We start from the raw sequence: 17,055 nt of genomic DNA, 5'->3' as shown, positions 1-17,055 counted from the left end.
AACGTCCGGTTAATTTGAAATATTTGGTAAGTACTGACCGATCCCTAGTTCTTTTCCTTGCATTCCAGGCATCGAATCCAGTCGAGTATGCGTGAAAGTCCCATTCTTCCTGCGATAACGATGACCCTCTTCAAGTCCACCCTGATCTCTGTGTTTCTATTGGGCAGTCCGCTCGTGGCGCACGCTACCAGCTTCGATTGCAACCTCGGTCGCTCAGCGACGGAAAAGCTGATTTGCCACAACGAATCTTTATCGAAGCTCGACGATGAACTCGGAAAACTGTATTGGAAGGCGCGCCACGCGGTTGCAGATAAGCGCTCATTCCGTGCTGACAGCGATGCCAAATGGACCTGGCGGGAAACGCATTGCACGAATGAAACCTGTCTCACGACCTGGTACTCCGGCCGTATCGAAGAACTTCAGCAAATGGTCGATGACCTGCAATCCTTCTCGAAGCCGTCGCCCGTTCGCACGGCCTCCGTGAGTTTATTGACGGAGGCCACGATTGCCATAGGTCGATGCACTTTTGCCGAGCCCGGCATGATCTCGCTCGACAACTGCAGGTCGCTGATGAAATCCAATATGCGTTGGAAATATGACGTGCATGGAGGCGACTGGTTCTGCGGAGTCGCCGTGCTGAAGGACGAACAAAAATTGCCTACGGTCGCCCTTCAGTGAGCAAGCAAAAGCAAGCGGATTAGCGCCCGGCTTAGTACTTGTTACCGGCGATAGAACACGCGGAAGCGGTTGGTTAGCCGGACGTGTTATTTAAAAATTTCAATACTCGCCCTTCCAGGTTCCAAGCTTTAGCTTAGCGCCGGTGACCTCCCCAGAACCCGTGTGAGCCACTGCTAAATCGCGACGGTCCGCCATGAAAGCCGGAACCCATCGGCGCACCGACGCGTATGTGACCCATTTGATGAAAATGGTCGAAGTGCGAATGGTGATGGAAACGATCGACGAAAATAAAACTCACGCCCGCGCCAATGAACAGCGGCGGCCCCCAGTACCATGGGTCGGGATACGGATAACACGCGACCGGATACAGAAGCATGCTGCCGTCGGGGTTCTCGACCATTTGCCACGTTCCGTCGCTTTGCAGGCACGCCCGTCCCACGACTTGCTGCGCCGAGCCGTCAATATCCGCTTGTCCCGCTACGGCGCGGCAATTGGCTCCAGAGTCGGCATCCAGACCTACGGTGTCGTCGTACAATTGTGCGAGCGCGGGCGCCGCAAACCCCAGTGTGGCGAGCACTATTCCTAACCTGAATAACTGGCGCATCGTCGTCTCCTGCGTGAACCTGGACGCATCGGCATCGTTCGCCTCATGAGTCCGGGTATAGGGGTTAAACGATCGAAGCCATGGAAATATTCCGGCGCATGCACTCGGAAACACTCAGGCGATGCTTTTGCGCGCACTTGATACCGCGCGAGCGCCTAAGCGGCTTTATTGTGGAAATCCTTAGAGGGGACACACTTGGTATGTGCCTAATTTGGCATAAGCTTAATATCAGGCAACCCTCGTTGAGCCGGCGTCATTTTGTCTGCAAGCGCCGCTCTTATCGTGATGGAACGCTATCAGTCTTGTTTGTTTCACCCGGACGCAGTGCGCGCCTTTTCCGGCACAGCAGGTTCACTATTGCGCAAAGCGCTAGCCCTGTTCGCGGGACTGCTGCTCTGCGGTGCGGCAGCCGCAAACCCGGTTGCCGTGGTCATTCCGCTTAACGGCGCTGTCGGACCGGCCAGCGCCGACTTCGTCGTTCGCGCGCTTGCCCGGGCTGCTGAAGAACGCGCGCAACTGGCCATTCTCGAGATCGATACGCCTGGCGGACTTGACCAGTCGATGCGCTCGATCATCAAGGCCATCCTCGCATCGCCCGTTCCCGTTGCGGCGTTCATTGCGCCGGGCGGAGCTCGAGCGGCCAGCGCCGGCACGTACATTGTCTATGCGAGCCATATAGCCGCCATGGCGCCGGGCACCAACCTCGGCGCCGCCACACCTATCCGGCTCAGCGCAGGCGGCGGCTCCACCGAGCCTGAGCCGGGCCACGCGAAGACGGACGCAGGCGCGTCAGCGTCTGCCGGTGCGAATGCGGCATCCACCGAGACCGCCAAGCAAGTGCAGGATGCCGCAGCCTATATACGCGGCCTCGCGCAATTGCGCGGTCGCAATGTGCAGTGGGCCGAGCGCGCGGTGCGCGAAGCAGTCAGCCTGTCAGCGAGCGAAGCACTCGCGCAAAACGTGGTCGACATGAACGCTTCCGACGTACCCGACTTGCTCGCGAAGCTCAACGGCAGGCATGTTCAAACGATCACGGGCGATCATGTCCTGACGACCTCCGGCGCGGTGGTCGTGACGATCCAGCCCGACTGGCGCAGCCGCTTTCTCGCGACCATCACCGACCCAAGCGTCGCGCTCATTCTCATTACGATAGGCATGTATGGGTTGTTCTTCGAGTTCGCCAATCCCGGTCTCGCGTTACCCGGTGTAGCAGGCGCGATCAGTCTGATGGTGGGCCTGTTCGCATTGCAATTGCTGCCCGTCGACTTGGCGGGTCTTGGCCTGATCCTGCTTGGCATCGCCTTTCTCGTCGCCGAGATTTTCCTGCCCACGTTCGGCACGCTCGGCTTCGGCGGCATCGTCGCGTTTGCAATGGGTGCGCTCATGCTGTTCCGTACCGATGCCCCCGGCTATGGCATTCCCGTGGCACTCGTAGTGGGCCTCACCATTGCCACCGCGCTGTTTGTGTTTGTCGTGTCCAGCGTCGCGCTGAGGGCACGCCGGCGGCCCGTGGTCAGCGGAGCGGAAGCGCTGCTTGGCAGCATCGGCGAGATGCTGGAAGACGTGCCGCCGAGTGACAGCGGCTGGGCTCGCGTGCACGGTGAACGATGGCGTGTGTGCTGTCACGAGACTCAAGCCATGCTCGCGCGCGGAGAGCATATACGCGTGCTCGCGCGTCATGGCCTGACGCTGAGCGTGGCGCAGCTTGACGATATAAAACAAGGAGAGAAATGATGGTCGGATTCACGTTTGGCTTTAGCGGCATCTTGCTGGCGTTAGTCATCCTTATCGTATTTTCGTCGATCCGCATTTTTCGCGAATACGAACGCGGTGTTGTCTTCATGCTTGGCCGCTTCTGGAAGGTCAAGGGGCCGGGCCTTGTCCTGATCATTCCTGCGGTGCAGCAAGTCGTGAGAATGGATCTGCGCACCGTCGTCTTCGACGTGCCGCCGCAAGACGTGATCACGCGCGACAACGTGTCGGTGAAGGTGAACGCGGTGGTCTACTTTCGCGTGGTCGATCCGGAGAAGGCTGTGATCCAGGTCGCCCGTTTCCTCGAAGCAACCAGTCAGTTGTCGCAGACGACCCTGCGCGCGATCCTCGGCAAGCACGAACTCGACGAGCTGCTGGCGGAACGCGAACGCCTCAACATGGACATTCAAAAGGTGCTCGATTCGCAAACCGATGCATGGGGCATCAAGGTATCGAATGTTGAGATCAAGGACGTCGACTTGAACGAGACCATGGTGCGCGCGATTGCCCGGCAAGCTGAAGCCGAGCGCGAACGGCGCGCGAAGATCATCCATGCAGAGGGCGAACTGCAGGCGTCGGAAAAGCTGCTGCAGGCCGCGCAAATGCTCGCACAAGCGCCGCAAGCTATGCAGCTGCGCTATTTGCAGACACTGACCAGCATCGCAGGCGACAAGAATTCGACCATTGTTTTTCCCATGCCGATCGATCTGATCAGTTCGCTTCTTGAACGGCTTAAGGGACCCACCCAAAGCTGATTGCAATTTAAAACGCCTAAGAAGGAGCCCGATACTAATCATGCGCTAATCGCATTAATGTGAAAAATAAATGAATTTGACGCCTGATTGCTCAGGCGGTAGATTCGGGTTCACGCTAATTGATATTTTTTATTATCCTCAATCGACAAGCATCAGGACGCTAACTCGACCATTTCTTTCATACTGCTAACATTCCTCGATGCCTGCTCAACCACCCCGCCCCGGCATCCCCGCAAACCCACTAATCAAATTTGCGGTGGTCACCGCTCTTACAGGGATCGGCGCCGGCTTGGGCGGCATGGCGTTGGCCCTCCTCCTGCATTTAATCCAGCACGTCGCCTACGGCTACAGCCTCACGCATCTGGTCGGGCAAGAGAGTTTCTATGAGGGCGTCGAGGCAGCATCGGCTGGCCGCCGGGTTGCCGTGCTCGCGCTCTGCGGTCTCATTGCGGGCTGCGGCTGGTTCGTCATCTATCGCTATGGACGGCCGCTGATCAGCATCAAGAAGGCCGTTGCCTCCGACGACCCGCGCATGCCGCCCGCCACCACGACGGCGCATGCACTGCTTCAGATCATCACGGTTGCGCTCGGCTCGCCGCTCGGCCGCGAGGTTGCGCCCCGCGAGATCGGATCCCTGATTGCAGGATGGCTGTCGCATTACGCCGGTCTCACGGTTGAGCAGACCCGCTTGATGGTGGCTTGCGGCGCAGGCGCCGGGCTCGCCGCGGTGTACAACGTTCCGTTTGGCGGAGCGATCTTTGTGCTCGAAGTCTTGCTTCGGTCGTTCGAGCTGCGTGTGGTGATTCCCGCGCTGGTCACCTCGGTCATTGCAGCCGTGGTCGCGTGGCTCGGCCTGGGAGATGAATCGCAATACGTGGTGCCGCACTTCGGCTTGAGCGTGAACCTCGTGACGTGGTCCATTGTCACCGGCCCCCTGTTTGGCGTGGCCGCTTTCGTCTTTGTCCAGTTGACGACGAAATCCCGCGCAGCCGCACCGACGGGATGGACGCTGCCGCTTTTCTCGCTCGTCAACTTCGTGATCGTCGGCTTGCTCGCAGTGTCGTTCCCGCAGATCCTCGGCAACGGCAAGACACCCGCGCAACTAGGCTTCAGCAATGAGCTCACTATCGGCCTTGCAGGAACGCTGCTGGTCATCAAGGTAGCCATAACCGCCAGCAGCCTGCGCGCGGGCGCTCAAGGCGGCCTGCTCACGCCCGGCATGTCTAACGGTGCGCTGCTGGCTATCGTGCTGGGCGGGATCTGGACGTTGATGTGGCCGGGAACGCCCATGGGGGCTTTCGCGATTGTCGGGGCAACGGCCTTTCTCGCTTCGTCCATGAAAATGCCGATCACCGCGCTCGTCCTCATGGTCGAGTTCACGCGTGTCGATCATGATTTCATCGTGCCCATGTTGTGCGCGGTTGCAGGATCGATCGCGACCAATCGGTTGCTTGAACTCAGGATGCAAGCGCAGCAAGCGCGATCTCCAAACGCGAGTTCCGAACTCAAGGGTGGCGCCATATCGCAAGGCTGACGCGGTTCATCCCGTTCGCGAACAAGGCGTCCGCAGCAGTCGGTAAGAAATCGATATATGAGGAAAGACCTGTTTCAGTCCGAACCGCTTATGCTTGACTACGTCGCGCCAAGACCCCCTCTCCTGGCGAGGACGCTCCGTAAGCTTTATCCCGCGCTTTCGAGAGGGGTGCGGGCTTTTTTTTGCACGTCATTCAACTAATGCGAAACCGTTCCTATGTCGTTGACCTCGACGTTCGATGATCGCGGTTGAACGGCTTGCTTGATCAGCAACGCAACGCATGCGATCACGCCGGGCACCGCCACGACAGCAAAGATGTTTTCAAAACTGAAGTGCTGCCGGGCCAGTTCGGCAACGAGGAACGAGCCCGCGATACCACCGAAGCGTCCAATGCCCAGCATCCATGCAACGCCGGTACCGCGCCCCTGAGTCGGATAGAACGCCGCTGCTAACGCCGGCATGGAAGACTGCGCGGTGTTCATCAGCACGCCGGCCGCAAAAACAACCACGATCAGCAAGCTGATATTGCCGGCTGAGTGCCCAATGCAATACACGGTGACAGCGGTCAACGCATAGCATGCGGCGATAATCCGGTTCGGATTGAACCGGTCCATCAGGACTCCACATAGTACGGCGCCCATGCCGCCAAGCGGGAACAGCGCGGAAATCAACGTCGCGCGCTGCGGGCTCAAACCTGTTTCTTTTAGCAGGATCGGCATCCAGTTGATCGATGCATAGAAGATCACCAACCCCATGAAATAGGTCAGCCAAAGCATCACCGACCCGACGATATATTCCCGCGACAGCACCAGGCGGATACCGCTTTTCCCAGGCACGGGTTGAGCCTGTTCCGTCATGACGAATGAGGCGGCGTCAGCGGCGCTGCGACCAATGCGGCTAAGCGTAGCCCGAACCCTTTCAACGGAATGTGCATGGGCAACCCGGTAACGCACCGACTCCGGGAGGGCAATAAGCAGCAGGACCGCCAGCAAAAGCGGAGTCGCACCGCCGAGCAGCAAAACGCTGCGCCATCCAAAAGCGGGAATCATCCACGCCGCGAGGAAGCCGCCGAATGCAGCACCCAGCGGGAAGCCGCAGAACATCAGGTTGATCAGCGTTGCACGTCGGCGATCCGGGCAGAACTCGCTCATGATCGTCACTGCGTTCGGCATGGCTGCGCCCAGTCCGAGTCCCGTGATGAAGCGCAGGATCGTCAAGTGCGTCAGGTCGCCGGAGAAAGCGGAAGCGAGGCACGCGACGCCGAAGATCACGACCGATGCAATCAGAAGCACACGCCGTCCCAGGCGATCGGAAAGTGGACCGGCGAGGAGTGCACCGAACGCGAGGCCGAACAATGCGGCGCTCAAGACCGGCGCAAGCGCGGGCCGGCTGATATTCCACTCGGTGATCAGCGAAGGAGCAATGAAGCCGATAGCGGCTGTGTCAAATCCGTCCAGCAGGACGATGACAAAGCACATGGCGAAGATCAACCACTGAAACCCGCCGAACGGGTGTTCATTAATGAAAGTCTGGACGTCGACTGACGGACTCCTGCTCATGTCTCTTCCTTATATTTTTGTTAGGTCGTCATCGGGCGTGCGATTCTGTCAGTTTATACACGCCACGTGTCTGCGGCGGCGATACTAGTAGCGGGACATCGGCGTCGACTATGCGGGGCAACCCCTAGGTCCAGGCAAGCGCATTCGGAGCATCGTCTTTGACCCGCTTCGCATAACGCATCTCAAGGACTATCCAGGATTTATATAGTGGATATCGCCAGGGCTAGCAATTGTCTAAAGACGCTAGAGGCGCCTTTAGAATCAGATCAACGTCGCCCTGCAATTGCTAACGCACGATCGCAGTCATCAATCAAGTGGCGAGCGTCAGCCCGCCACTGCAATGATTCAATCAACGTCACGCATGCAGCACCAGCTTCTGTACGCGCCAATTCAGCAATTCGGCAACATACAGCACGTTCTCCGACGGACAAGCCATCTGGTGAATCCAGCCGAACTGCTTGAGCTGCTTGCCGGACTCGCCGAGTACTCCCAGCACCTCACCCTCGAGCGACAGTTTATAAATGCGCCCCGGAAAGGCGTCTGAGCTGTACAGCACCTGGTTAGGCCCCGGCGAAATGCAGATGGCCCACGGCGAGCCGGGTGCGAATGTACCAGCGGCTATGGCGGCCTCATCGGGCGCATAACCAATCGCCGGTCGCGCACCGGGAGACACCGGCACGTCGATAGTGAACTGGCGCTGAAAATTGCCTTCGCCATCGAACACCTGGATGCGCCGGTTACTCCGGTCCGCTACATAGACAAGCCCCTTGGCGTCAAGCGCAATACTATGCGGCGTGTGGAACTGCCCGGGGCCGGTGCCGCGCTCACCCCAGGACTTAAGCCAGTTACCGTCCTTGTCGACTTTTGCCACTCGCGAGTTGATATAACCGTCGCTGATATAGCTGTTACCGGCAGCGTCCCAGGCCACATCGGTTACCTGGCGGAAACGGCCCGGCTCGGCGGGAAGCGGCGGATTCGGGTGCTTGAGCGGACCGGTCTCCTCGTCTGCCGCCTCTTGCTTGCGGCCGAAGACCATTGCGACGCGACCGTCAGGCGTGAACTTGATGACCATGTCCGAGCCCTTGTCCGTCACCCAGATATTGTCCTGGCGATCCACCTTGACCATATGCGCGAAAGACCATGCGTATAGATTGCGGCCAATCTCGCGGACAAACCGGCCGTCGGGTGCGAACTCGAGAAGTTGAGCTGCCGCGGCAGCGTACGCGGGTCCATTGGTATTGCCCCGTGACAGCACGAAGATATGGCCCTTGGAGTTCAGCGCGATGCCAGAACATTCGCCGAAATAGGTATCGCGCGGCAAATGCACTGGGTTGGGGACCGAGTCGTAGGCAATGATTCGAGTTGGATCGGTGTCGGCATAGGCGGAGTGCGGTAGCAAGGCGAGTGCCGCGGCGCCCTCGGCTGCAAAGGCCAGGAAACGGCGGCGGGTCAGCACGCGAGTGGCTGGGTCGCCGCAGCATGGGCAGGATAGTGGATGTGCCTCAAACATTAAATCTCGCTCCTTGTTGTTCTTGACGATGGCGCTAAGCGCCATGTTTATTGAACGCGACCCGAAGGCAAGTTACGCATGGTTAGAGCCTTCCAGTCGTCCCCTGCGCCGGCGCATGGTCTTTTGGTGACCTGAGCGCGCCAGCGTGGCTTTCACTATAGTGCACATCATGAGCGGCAGATGCAGAGTTCGCGTCCGCTTGATGCCGGGGCCGCGAACCCGCGCGCTTATTTAACTTCGTTTGGCTTTAGCCGCTGTATCCGCCTCTGCGCCACCCGACTCTCTTGCCCGATGTAACAGCCTCGCGTCGCTGCGTGCATCCGGGTAAATATCGAAAGAAATGAAGCGGGCGATGTCGAATTCTCAAGGCGTCGTTCGTCATGCGTATAGGGCCGTAATCCGGCAAATGCGCCTTTGGACGCGCCGCATCGTGCCCCCATTTCCGATCGTTCCAGTCAATTCCCCCTCAACCACGAGGAGAGCATTCATGTCTTCCGTAAATGGCTCTGAACAGACGTTGCAGCCGGTCGCGGCACTGGCTCAATCAACGCGCCGGTTCCCGGGCGAAAGTACGCAGTACCGCACCGCACGCGACGCGCTCCTGGCAGAGGAGATCGAGTTACGCCGACACATCGAGCGTGTGGCTGCCCTGCGCCGGGCATTGCCAGCCGGCGGTGAGGTGCCACAGGATTACCGCTTCGAGGGCGAGCATGGTCCGGCCACGATCTCCCAGCTATTCGGCGATCATGACACCCTGATCACCTATAACTGGATGTTCGGTCCCAAGCGCGAACGGCCTTGCCCGATGTGCACGTCATTGCTTGGCGCCCTTGACGGAGAGATGGCCGATATCTTGCAGCGCGTCGCTTTTGCGGTGATCGCCCGCGGGCCAATCGAACGCCTGATAGCATTCAAGAAAGAGCGCGGCTGGCGTCACCTGCGGCTTTATTCGTCGGGTGGCAATAGCTTCAATTGCGATTACGCTAACGAAGATCCGGATGCCGGCGACAATCCTGCGTTTAACGTTTTCACGCGTTCAGGTGGTACTGTGCGCCACTTCTGGGGCGACGAGATGGGACCGCAAACGGCCGACCCGGGGCAGGACCCGCGTGGTGCGCCCGACCCCATGCCGCTGTGGCTCATGCTCGACCTGACGCCCGGCGGCCGCGGCAGGGACTGGTATCCGAAACTGGAATACGCCGCCAAGCGCGCTTGAGCCGGGCACCTGACTCGAGCACTTGAGCGGCATGACATCGAGTACCATGCCGCCATTCTTCCTTACCGATAAATAATGACACGACGCTTTCTTCAACTTGCCATTGTGCTGGGCCTCATTACCGCTGTAGGCCCGTTTGCCATCGACATGTACCTGCCCGCCCTGCCTTCAATCGGGGGAGCGCTGCACGCCACTCCGGCCGAAGTGCAGATGAGCCTGATGGTATTTTTCATCACGCTCGGCGTCTGTCAGCTCGTGTACGGACCGCTCTCGGATATCTTCGGCCGCAAGATGCCGATCTATGTCGGCCTCGCGATCTTTACCGTCGGCAGCGTGGGCTGCGCGTTTGCACCAGACGTCCACGTGCTGATTGGTTTTCGCGTGCTCCAGGCGTTGGGCGCGTGTGCCGGCATGGTTGTTCCGCGCGCGATTGTCCGTGACCTGTACACCGGTCACGATGCCACCCGGCTCATGTCGCTGCTTATGCTTGTTGTGAGCGTCTCTCCGCTACTCGCGCCGCTGACCGGCAGTTTCATCATTGCGGCGTTCGGCTGGCGCGGGGTCTTCTGGGCGCTGACGGTGGCCGGCGGACTCGCCCTCGTGCTTGCGGCTACGCAGTTGAAGGAGACCCGGGAGATTCATCATCGCGCCGGCAGCTCGTGGGCAACGGCATTCGCGGGGTATCGAAAATTGCTTAGTGATCCGACGTTTCTTGGACTCACGTTTGTTGGTGCGTTCGGCGTCTCGTCCTTTTTCATCTACCTGGCGAGCGCATCGTTCGTCATCATCAACCATTACGGCTTGTCGCCCACCATGTTCAGCTTGTGCTTCGCGCTCAACGCGGCGGCGTTTTTCGGCTTCAGCCAGTTGACTGCGCGGCTCACTGCCCGATACGGCATGCCGCGCGTCATTCGCGTTGCCGTTACGGGCTTCGCGATTTCGATGAGCATCGTAGCGGTGCTGTTCCTGGCAGGCGCCGACAGCCTCGCGCTGATGATGGTTTTCCTGTTTATCGGATATGGTTTCCTGGGACTGGTCTTGCCGACTTCCGCGGTGTTATCGCTTGAAAATCATGGCGCAATTGCGGGTACGGCTTCGGCACTGATGGGTGCATTGCAGTTTGTCGTTGGCGCGGCGGTGATGGCCGTATCCGGTTTATTCGCCGATGGCGCGCCAAAGCCGATGGTCGTCGGAATCGCGCTCTCCGCGCTGGTGGCGTTTGTCATTGCCCGTCTCACGCTGCGCGCCGAAAATGCGAGGTTGCCAGCGGCGGCAGAGTAAACAGAGAATGCGGAATTGAGAGCAGATGCGTGCGTGGTATATCCACGCACCTTCCTCTTCAATGTGCCTTGCAAAGAATCGCGGTCATCACCGGCGTGACTTCGTGAACAATAGCGTCGCTGCCCATTTGATGCAGGCGATCCTTGACGTCGTCTGAACCGCCTGTCACCACGACGCCGTAAGCCCAGTCCCCAACGGGATCTCCCTTGCCCGGCTTGAAGAGCGGATCATCCTTCTCATAGCCGAGCACGACAAAGACCGGGAATTCGAACGCCGTGAGCTTCACGCCATGGGCCGGCCTGAATGCGTTGATTGAATTCTTCTCGACATGCATTGGCTTGGACTGTATTTCGCCACTGTTCATCAGCGCGCTGATAAACACATGGCCCGTCGATTTGCAATTGAGTTGTTCTTCTACCGCGCTTCCATGTGCAAGTGTCGACAACAATCCGCAAGGCGCGAGCGCAACTACGCTGACGATCCGAATAAGCTTGGTGACCCGCATGGTTGGCCTCTATTTTTTTCGACGTTGCATCAGCCGCGACGTTTTGGTCGCGGTGTTTCACTCTACCTGCACCCGTAAATTATTGTCGGATTGCCAATATCTTTAGCTGCCCCGAACAAACAATCTTGATTGAGTGGCAGGCGTGAACGCCGCCGCGCCGCTTCAGCGTCCATGAAATCGGCGCCGTCGCCAGATGCAAACCTCCGCTTACAGCGTCACCCTCATTGCGGGCGCGATTGCCAGCTATGTCCGTTCTCTTTCGAACTTTCAAAAGATTTCTAACGACGCCGTTTCGAGGTTTTCTACTAAACCGGATGCGCCGGCTGCCTCTCTTCCATCCGACACAAATGAGCCTTTACATTTTCGAATTTGTTCACTAGCATTCGAATTCGAACATTATCGGTTCGATAGATTTTCTTAATTGATGTTGGAAATTGAAGTGAGCTAGGGCGGAACGATCGATCTGGCAGCGCTGAATCTATGTATTGATCAGCAAACAACATGTGTGATATCGCGGGATGTGACTTCGGCGGTGTTCTTTTTCGAACAAAGTGGATTTGTTTTCCCTCAGCTGGAGTTGCGGATCGGAGCGATCACCGGCGGCTCGCACTAATCGGGCTCCAAGGCCTTCATTCCGCCCCTTGGCAGGTCTTACTCCAACCGCATGAAGTGGTTGGCCTAACTAACGCCGCAATCAAAACGTAATATTCGTAGAAGCGCCTGCCTCACGGAACCGCAGTCAAAACAAGAGTCAGCAACGTCGCGAGGCATCATGCACAAAGCGGCGATCCATCTAAAAACCAGTGGAGAAGACAATGCAGGAGCAATACATTCTCGCGCTCGATCAGGGCACGACAAGTTCACGCGCCATGGTGTTCGATCGCCAGGGCAACGTAGTGTCGGTAGCCCAGAAAGAGTTTGGCCAGATCTATCCGCAACCGGGCTGGGTCGAGCACGATCCACAGGAAATCTGGTCGACCCAGGCGGGCGTAGCCGCTGAAGCCGTCACCCGCGCGGGCCTGAACGGTGCATCGATTGCCGCTATCGGCATTACCAACCAGCGCGAAACCACCATCGTCTGGGATCGCGAAACCGGGCAGCCGATCTATAACGCCATTGTCTGGCAAGACCGACGCACCGCCGACTTCTGCGACCAGTTGAAGGCGCAGGGACTGGAAGAAAAAGTCCGTGCCAAGACGGGCTTGCCTATTGATTCCTACTTCTCCGCAACCAAGATCCGCTGGATCCTCGACAACGTGGAAGGCGCGCGCGAGAAAGCGAAACAGGGACGCCTTGCCTTCGGTACGGTCGATAGCTGGCTCGTGTGGAACTTCACGAAACACGGCTTGCATATCACCGACGTCACCAACGCGTCGCGCACCATGCTCTTCAATATCCACACGCTCAAGTGGGACGACGAACTCCTCGACGCCCTCGATATTCCGCGCAGCATGCTGCCCGAAGTGCGTGCCTCGTCGGACGTGTACGGCCCGACCAAGACCACGGTCTTTGCCTCCAAGATCCCGATTGCCGGCATTGCAGGCGACCAGCACGCCGCCCTCTTCGGCCAGATGTGCACCGAGTCCGGGATGGTGAAAAACACCTACGGCACGGGCTGTTTCCTCGTGATGAACACAGGCGACAAGCCGATCGAATCAAGCAACAACCTGGTCACCACCATTGCATGGCAGATCGGCGACCAGGTCAACTATGCGCTGGAAGGGAGCATCTTTATTGGTGGTGCAGTCGTGCAATGGGTACGCGACGGTCTTGGCATCATCAAGAGTGCCAATGAAATCGAAGCGCTCGCGCGCAGCGTGCCGCATAGCGATGGCGTTTATATGGTGCCCGCCTTCGCCGGCCTGGGCGCACCGCACTGGAATGCGCGCGCACGGGGCACGCTGTTCGGCGTGACACGCGGTACGACCTCCGGCCACATTGCACGGGCGGCGCTCGAAAGCATTGCGTTTCAATCAATCGATGTATTGAAGGCCATGGAAGCCGACTCCGGCATCCGGATTGGCGAGTTGCGCGTGGACGGCGGAGCGGTCGCCAATAACCTGTTGATGCAATTCCAGGCCGACATGCTGGGCGTGGACGTAGTTCGTCCGCAGATCAGCGAAACCACTGCATTAGGCGCGGCGTATCTGGCCGGGCTGGCAGTCGGTTACTGGAAGGACGTGAATGAACTGCAAAGCCAATGGAAGCTGGACCGCCGCTTCTCGCCGGATGTTGCGGCTGACGAGGTCAAGCGACAGATGCACGGCTGGCAACGCGCGGTAAATGCCGCCAAGACCTGGGCCGACGCCACCTGAAAGAAGGGTGAACTCACGTTGAACCTGCGTTCAACGTGAGTCCCCGTCGCGTCCTTCCAAACGTGTTTACTGCCTCGCAATTCATCCTTTAGGAATCCTCCTCATGTCATCAACTATCGCTAAACCGACAGGCAGGCAATTTGTCGGCGAACTTATATCCGAAGCTATCGCCGTCCTCATCATCATCGCGTTCGGGGACTCAGTGGCGTGCATGTACGTGCTGTACGATCCCAGCCCGTATGTGAATGCCTATTGGGGTGTCTGCATGTCGTGGGGCCTGGCGGTGACGCTGGCCATCTATGTGACCGGCTCTATTTCCGGCACCCATGCCAATCCTGCGGTGACACTGGCGCTCGCGTTATTTCGCGGTTTCTCGTGGAAAAAAGTCTTGCCCTACTGGGTGGCGCAACTCGTTGGCGGCATTCTGGGCGCGGTCATTGTTTATGCGCTGTTCGGGCCGGTGATCGACCATTACAATCTGGTTCATCATTTGTCACGGGCGGACGGCGGCGCGGCGGGCGTGTTCTTCACGCATCCGGGCCTGGCCATTACCCCCATGCACGCGTTCTCCGATGAAGTCATCCTGACGGCGTTTCTTTTGTTCGGGATTTTCGCGATCACGGAGCAGTTCAACGAGATGGCGCCGCAGGCAAATGCGGGCGCGCTCATGATCGGATTCCTGGTGGCAATCCTTGGATCGTCGATGGGCTATCTGGAAGCATGGGCAATGAATCCCGCCCGCGATCTTGGCCCGCGTCTGTTTGCCTACTTTGCAGGCTGGGGTTCGTCCGCGCTGCCTTCGCCGGACAACTACTGGTGGATTCCGGTGGTCGCTCCGTTGATAGGCGGCGTGATTGGCGGCGGCGCTTACCAACTGCTGATTCATCCTTTCCTGCCGGCGCGCGTGCGCGCAGCGCAAGCCGAGGCCAATGGCAAGGACTGTGAGGAAGGCCAACGCGTCTGACAAATTGCCAGGCTGACTTAGCCCCTAGCTCAGGCAGCAGCTAAGTGCCGGACGTTGGTTAGTCCGGTGCTTAGCTGCTCAATTCCACGTTCGATGCTGATACCCGCACCGTTGCGTCTTTCAGTGGCCGCAACTTTTTGATGCGCGGGGATACCCGCTTAGCGACCCTCAGCAATCCAGTTGCCGAGCCGGAAACTTCGTTGCTCACGCTTGTTGCTGACAGACACCACGGCTATTCAAACTACCCATGTACTCCAAAGCCCGAATCACTGTCCCTTGACCACTGCTCCGCTCGTTGATGGCTGCGACATCGTCGTTCCGTTCTCCGTGGCTCCGCCGTAGCCAGTAGCGGCGTCTCCTGAATGCACGCGCGCTTCAGCGGCCTGAATATCGCTCGGATAGTAAGCGTCCTGCGAGTTCGGGCGCCATCCCGCGTTCTCGAGCTGGATGAGATCGGCGCGCACCTGGGCACGCGTCACGGGCTGGTCCGTGGTTTGGGCGAACGAGATGGCGGGAGCAGCCAGGACCAGGGCAAGTGTCGTGCAGATCAGTGTTTTCATGATGGGTAGCCTCTTTGAAAAGTGGCTTCACTCTCGATGAATGAAGCGCATGCTTCATCGCCCGGTAAGGGACGGTAAGCAACTTCATTCTGCGCGGCCTGCACTGACTCTAAGCTGACGCCCAGATGACAAGATCGCCATAATGAGCACCCCGAGATTCGAAGAAAACGACTTTGTAATCTTGCCGTCAGTGCCGGGTAAAGACCGGGTCATCACACTGGTTGCACGTGTCAGAGTCGCCGCTTTCTAGCACGTGTCCTATACCTTCATTGTGCTTGCGATCCTGCTCGCCCTGATCGGACCGCTTGGCCGTCATACGGACACCTACGGATATTTTTTTGAAAATTAATATTCCGACGGTCAGGATTTTCTGGTCGTATAGCGGATTCTCTGCGGAATCGGCAAGGGCTTGCGTCAGGATGAGCGCTTGCGCCGCGTGAGTTGGGGCTTACTGCCTGCGTTCATCGCCCCTTGAATGGGCGTGGTCATCATGCTCTAGCGATTCGTGCCGGGAATGCTTCCGTGCGTCGAAGATTCCCCAGATGGCAATGGCCAATCCAATCCCGAATCCGCAACCCAACAACACATAAGTACTCATCTGCGACCTTACAATGGGTGAAGCGATACTTGATGCGTGCGTCAGACATCGCTGTCCCGGATACTACCGATGCATTCTTTCAAAACGCATGCCATGCCCTACGCGGGCATCATCAGTCAGGCTCAGGCACGGTATCGAGCGCGGCCCAGCTAACGCTCGATACGCCCTTGTCCATGCTAAGCCGGCTCGCAACGGCTTCAACCTTCGATTGATATTTCGGATGCGTTTCGAGCGTTGCGATCACTTCCACTCGCTGCGAACCGTCGTCGACATCCGTGCTGCTGAGTCCCTGGAACGAGAGCGGCGCAGACACCATCGAGTTGGTGATCAACGCGCGGATATCCACTTCATCCTCCGCGCGGCAGACGACCGTCAGCACGTATTTGCGCACGAGGTCGGCGGAAGCCACCGGAGCAGTATTGATTGCGCGCCCGATCTCACGCAGCACGGTGTTGGTGAACAGGATAACCACGGTTCCCGCGATGGCGGGTCCATAGTGTGTCGACCCGCAAAGAACGCCAACGGCCGCCGAGCACCACAAGGTGGCCGCCGTATTGATTCCCTGGATTGCTCCCTGCTCGCGCATGATGACGCCGCCACCCAGGAAGCCCACGCCGGACACCACGTATGCCGCCATTTGCGTCACGGTCGCGGTCCCGTCCCCAGTCAAGGTGCCAAGGATCACAAACAGGCAGGCGCCACTGGTCACCAAAGTAATGGTGCGCAAGCCCGCCGTTCGCTGCCGCATCTGTCTCTCCAGGCCGATGCCGATGCCGCACGACAAAGCCACTATCAGAGGGAGAATGTACTCGTAGATCATGAAGCGATTCTTTGATTTGTATTGTTCGTGCACATTGCCTGACGAATACCGCTCAAGCACTCTCGATGGCCGTGCCGTCGCCATGCCGGCGCGGCTCACCGTATTGTCTGCGTGTGACAGTCCGATGACAGCGAGCAAACTACTCCGTTTGCGGGGGCTTGAGCGGTCACTGCCATTGTCCGTCGCCACGGCTGCTTTTCGTGCTTAGGACACTGCGTGATATGCATCCGGCGAGCACATGTCGATCCATGCCCGCGCCATTTCCTTGGAAGGCACAAGTGCCAAGCGAAGTTGCCACGAGTATTGACTCGCCGCAACGCTCCGTTCAAGTGCGGACAACGGCCGCGACTGATTGGCGCTGATAGAAGATAAGAGATGCACGGAAAAAGTACTGCGACGCGCAC

General features: G+C 58.6%; 14 protein-coding genes. 8 read left to right on the top strand and 6 right to left on the bottom strand.

The features are described 5' to 3' along the window. The first annotated feature begins 120 nt into the window (after window positions 1-120). Window positions 121-678, top strand: coding sequence for a lysozyme inhibitor LprI family protein (locus ACSQ83_RS09635; protein ID WP_414953162.1), 558 nt, complete (start codon window positions 121-123; stop codon window positions 676-678). A 133-nt stretch (window positions 679-811) separates the two neighbouring features. On the opposite strand, the gene ACSQ83_RS09630 is transcribed toward ACSQ83_RS09635, so the two are convergent. Beyond that, window positions 812-1,282, bottom strand: a complete 471-nt coding sequence (locus tag ACSQ83_RS09630) for a hypothetical protein (RefSeq protein ID WP_436227977.1) — start codon at window positions 1,280-1,282, stop codon at window positions 812-814. A gap of 285 nt (window positions 1,283-1,567) precedes the next feature. On the opposite strand from ACSQ83_RS09630, the gene ACSQ83_RS09625 reads away from it, so the two are divergent. The 3 genes from ACSQ83_RS09625 to ACSQ83_RS09615 all read left to right on the top strand — a co-directional run bounded on the left by ACSQ83_RS09625 (window position 1,568) and on the right by ACSQ83_RS09615 (window position 5,323). Continuing rightward, window positions 1,568-3,016 carry an NfeD family protein gene (locus ACSQ83_RS09625; RefSeq protein WP_436228076.1) on the top strand — a complete coding sequence of 483 codons (1,449 nt, stop codon included), beginning with the start codon at window positions 1,568-1,570 and terminating at the stop codon, window positions 3,014-3,016. Next, window positions 3,016-3,789, top strand: coding sequence for a slipin family protein (locus ACSQ83_RS09620; protein WP_436228075.1), 774 nt, complete (start codon window positions 3,016-3,018; stop codon window positions 3,787-3,789). Before ACSQ83_RS09625 ends, ACSQ83_RS09620 begins: the two co-directional genes overlap by 1 nt. 199 nt (window positions 3,790-3,988) lie before the next feature. After that, window positions 3,989-5,323, top strand: coding sequence for a chloride channel protein (locus tag ACSQ83_RS09615; protein WP_436227976.1), 1,335 nt, complete (start codon window positions 3,989-3,991; stop codon window positions 5,321-5,323). A 197-nt stretch (window positions 5,324-5,520) separates the two neighbouring features. Here the strand turns inward: ACSQ83_RS09615 and ACSQ83_RS09610 are convergent, their stop codons facing one another. Together ACSQ83_RS09610 and ACSQ83_RS09605 are read right to left on the bottom strand one after the other, a co-directional pair. Next, entirely contained in the window at window positions 5,521-6,882 is a 1,362-nt protein-coding gene (locus tag ACSQ83_RS09610; protein ID WP_436227975.1) for an MFS transporter, read from the bottom strand. Between the two features lie 355 nt (window positions 6,883-7,237). Beyond that, complete coding sequence (locus ACSQ83_RS09605) at window positions 7,238-8,392, bottom strand: peptidyl-alpha-hydroxyglycine alpha-amidating lyase family protein (RefSeq protein ID WP_436227974.1); 1,155 nt, start codon at window positions 8,390-8,392, stop codon at window positions 7,238-7,240. Window positions 8,393-8,879: 487 nt separating this feature from the next. Here ACSQ83_RS09605 and ACSQ83_RS09600 point away from each other — a divergent pair, with 487 nt between their 5' ends. Continuing rightward, a complete protein-coding gene (locus ACSQ83_RS09600) occupies window positions 8,880-9,608 on the top strand; it encodes a DUF899 family protein (RefSeq protein WP_436227973.1) in 729 nt (242 codons plus the stop codon). Between the two features lie 75 nt (window positions 9,609-9,683). Further along, a complete protein-coding gene (locus ACSQ83_RS09595) occupies window positions 9,684-10,889 on the top strand; it encodes a multidrug effflux MFS transporter (RefSeq protein ID WP_436227972.1) in 1,206 nt (401 codons plus the stop codon). Between the two features lie 58 nt (window positions 10,890-10,947). Here ACSQ83_RS09595 and ACSQ83_RS09590 read toward each other — a convergent pair whose 3' ends face one another. Beyond that, window positions 10,948-11,394, bottom strand: coding sequence for a hypothetical protein (locus tag ACSQ83_RS09590; RefSeq protein ID WP_414953155.1), 447 nt, complete (start codon window positions 11,392-11,394; stop codon window positions 10,948-10,950). 815 nt (window positions 11,395-12,209) lie between these two features. Here ACSQ83_RS09590 and glpK point away from each other — a divergent pair. Together glpK and ACSQ83_RS09580 are read left to right on the top strand one after the other, a co-directional pair. Continuing rightward, complete coding sequence (glpK, locus tag ACSQ83_RS09585; protein WP_436227971.1) at window positions 12,210-13,709, top strand: glycerol kinase GlpK; 1,500 nt, start codon at window positions 12,210-12,212, stop codon at window positions 13,707-13,709. A 103-nt stretch (window positions 13,710-13,812) separates the two neighbouring features. Continuing rightward, complete coding sequence (locus tag ACSQ83_RS09580) at window positions 13,813-14,673, top strand: MIP/aquaporin family protein (protein WP_436227970.1); 861 nt, start codon at window positions 13,813-13,815, stop codon at window positions 14,671-14,673. A gap of 266 nt (window positions 14,674-14,939) precedes the next feature. On the opposite strand, the gene ACSQ83_RS09575 is transcribed toward ACSQ83_RS09580, so the two are convergent. Next, complete coding sequence (locus ACSQ83_RS09575; protein WP_414968694.1) at window positions 14,940-15,233, bottom strand: DUF4148 domain-containing protein; 294 nt, start codon at window positions 15,231-15,233, stop codon at window positions 14,940-14,942. A 710-nt stretch (window positions 15,234-15,943) separates the two neighbouring features. Next, complete coding sequence (locus ACSQ83_RS09570; RefSeq protein WP_436228074.1) at window positions 15,944-16,651, bottom strand: MgtC/SapB family protein; 708 nt, start codon at window positions 16,649-16,651, stop codon at window positions 15,944-15,946. Between the last annotated feature and the right edge of the window lie 404 nt (window positions 16,652-17,055).

The sequence above is a fragment of the Caballeronia sp. LjRoot29 genome, assembly GCF_964252755.1.
GTDB lineage: Bacteria > Pseudomonadota > Gammaproteobacteria > Burkholderiales > Burkholderiaceae > Caballeronia.
The sequence above is the reverse complement of the archived record's forward strand: the minus strand, read 5'-3'. Positions and strand labels throughout refer to the sequence as shown.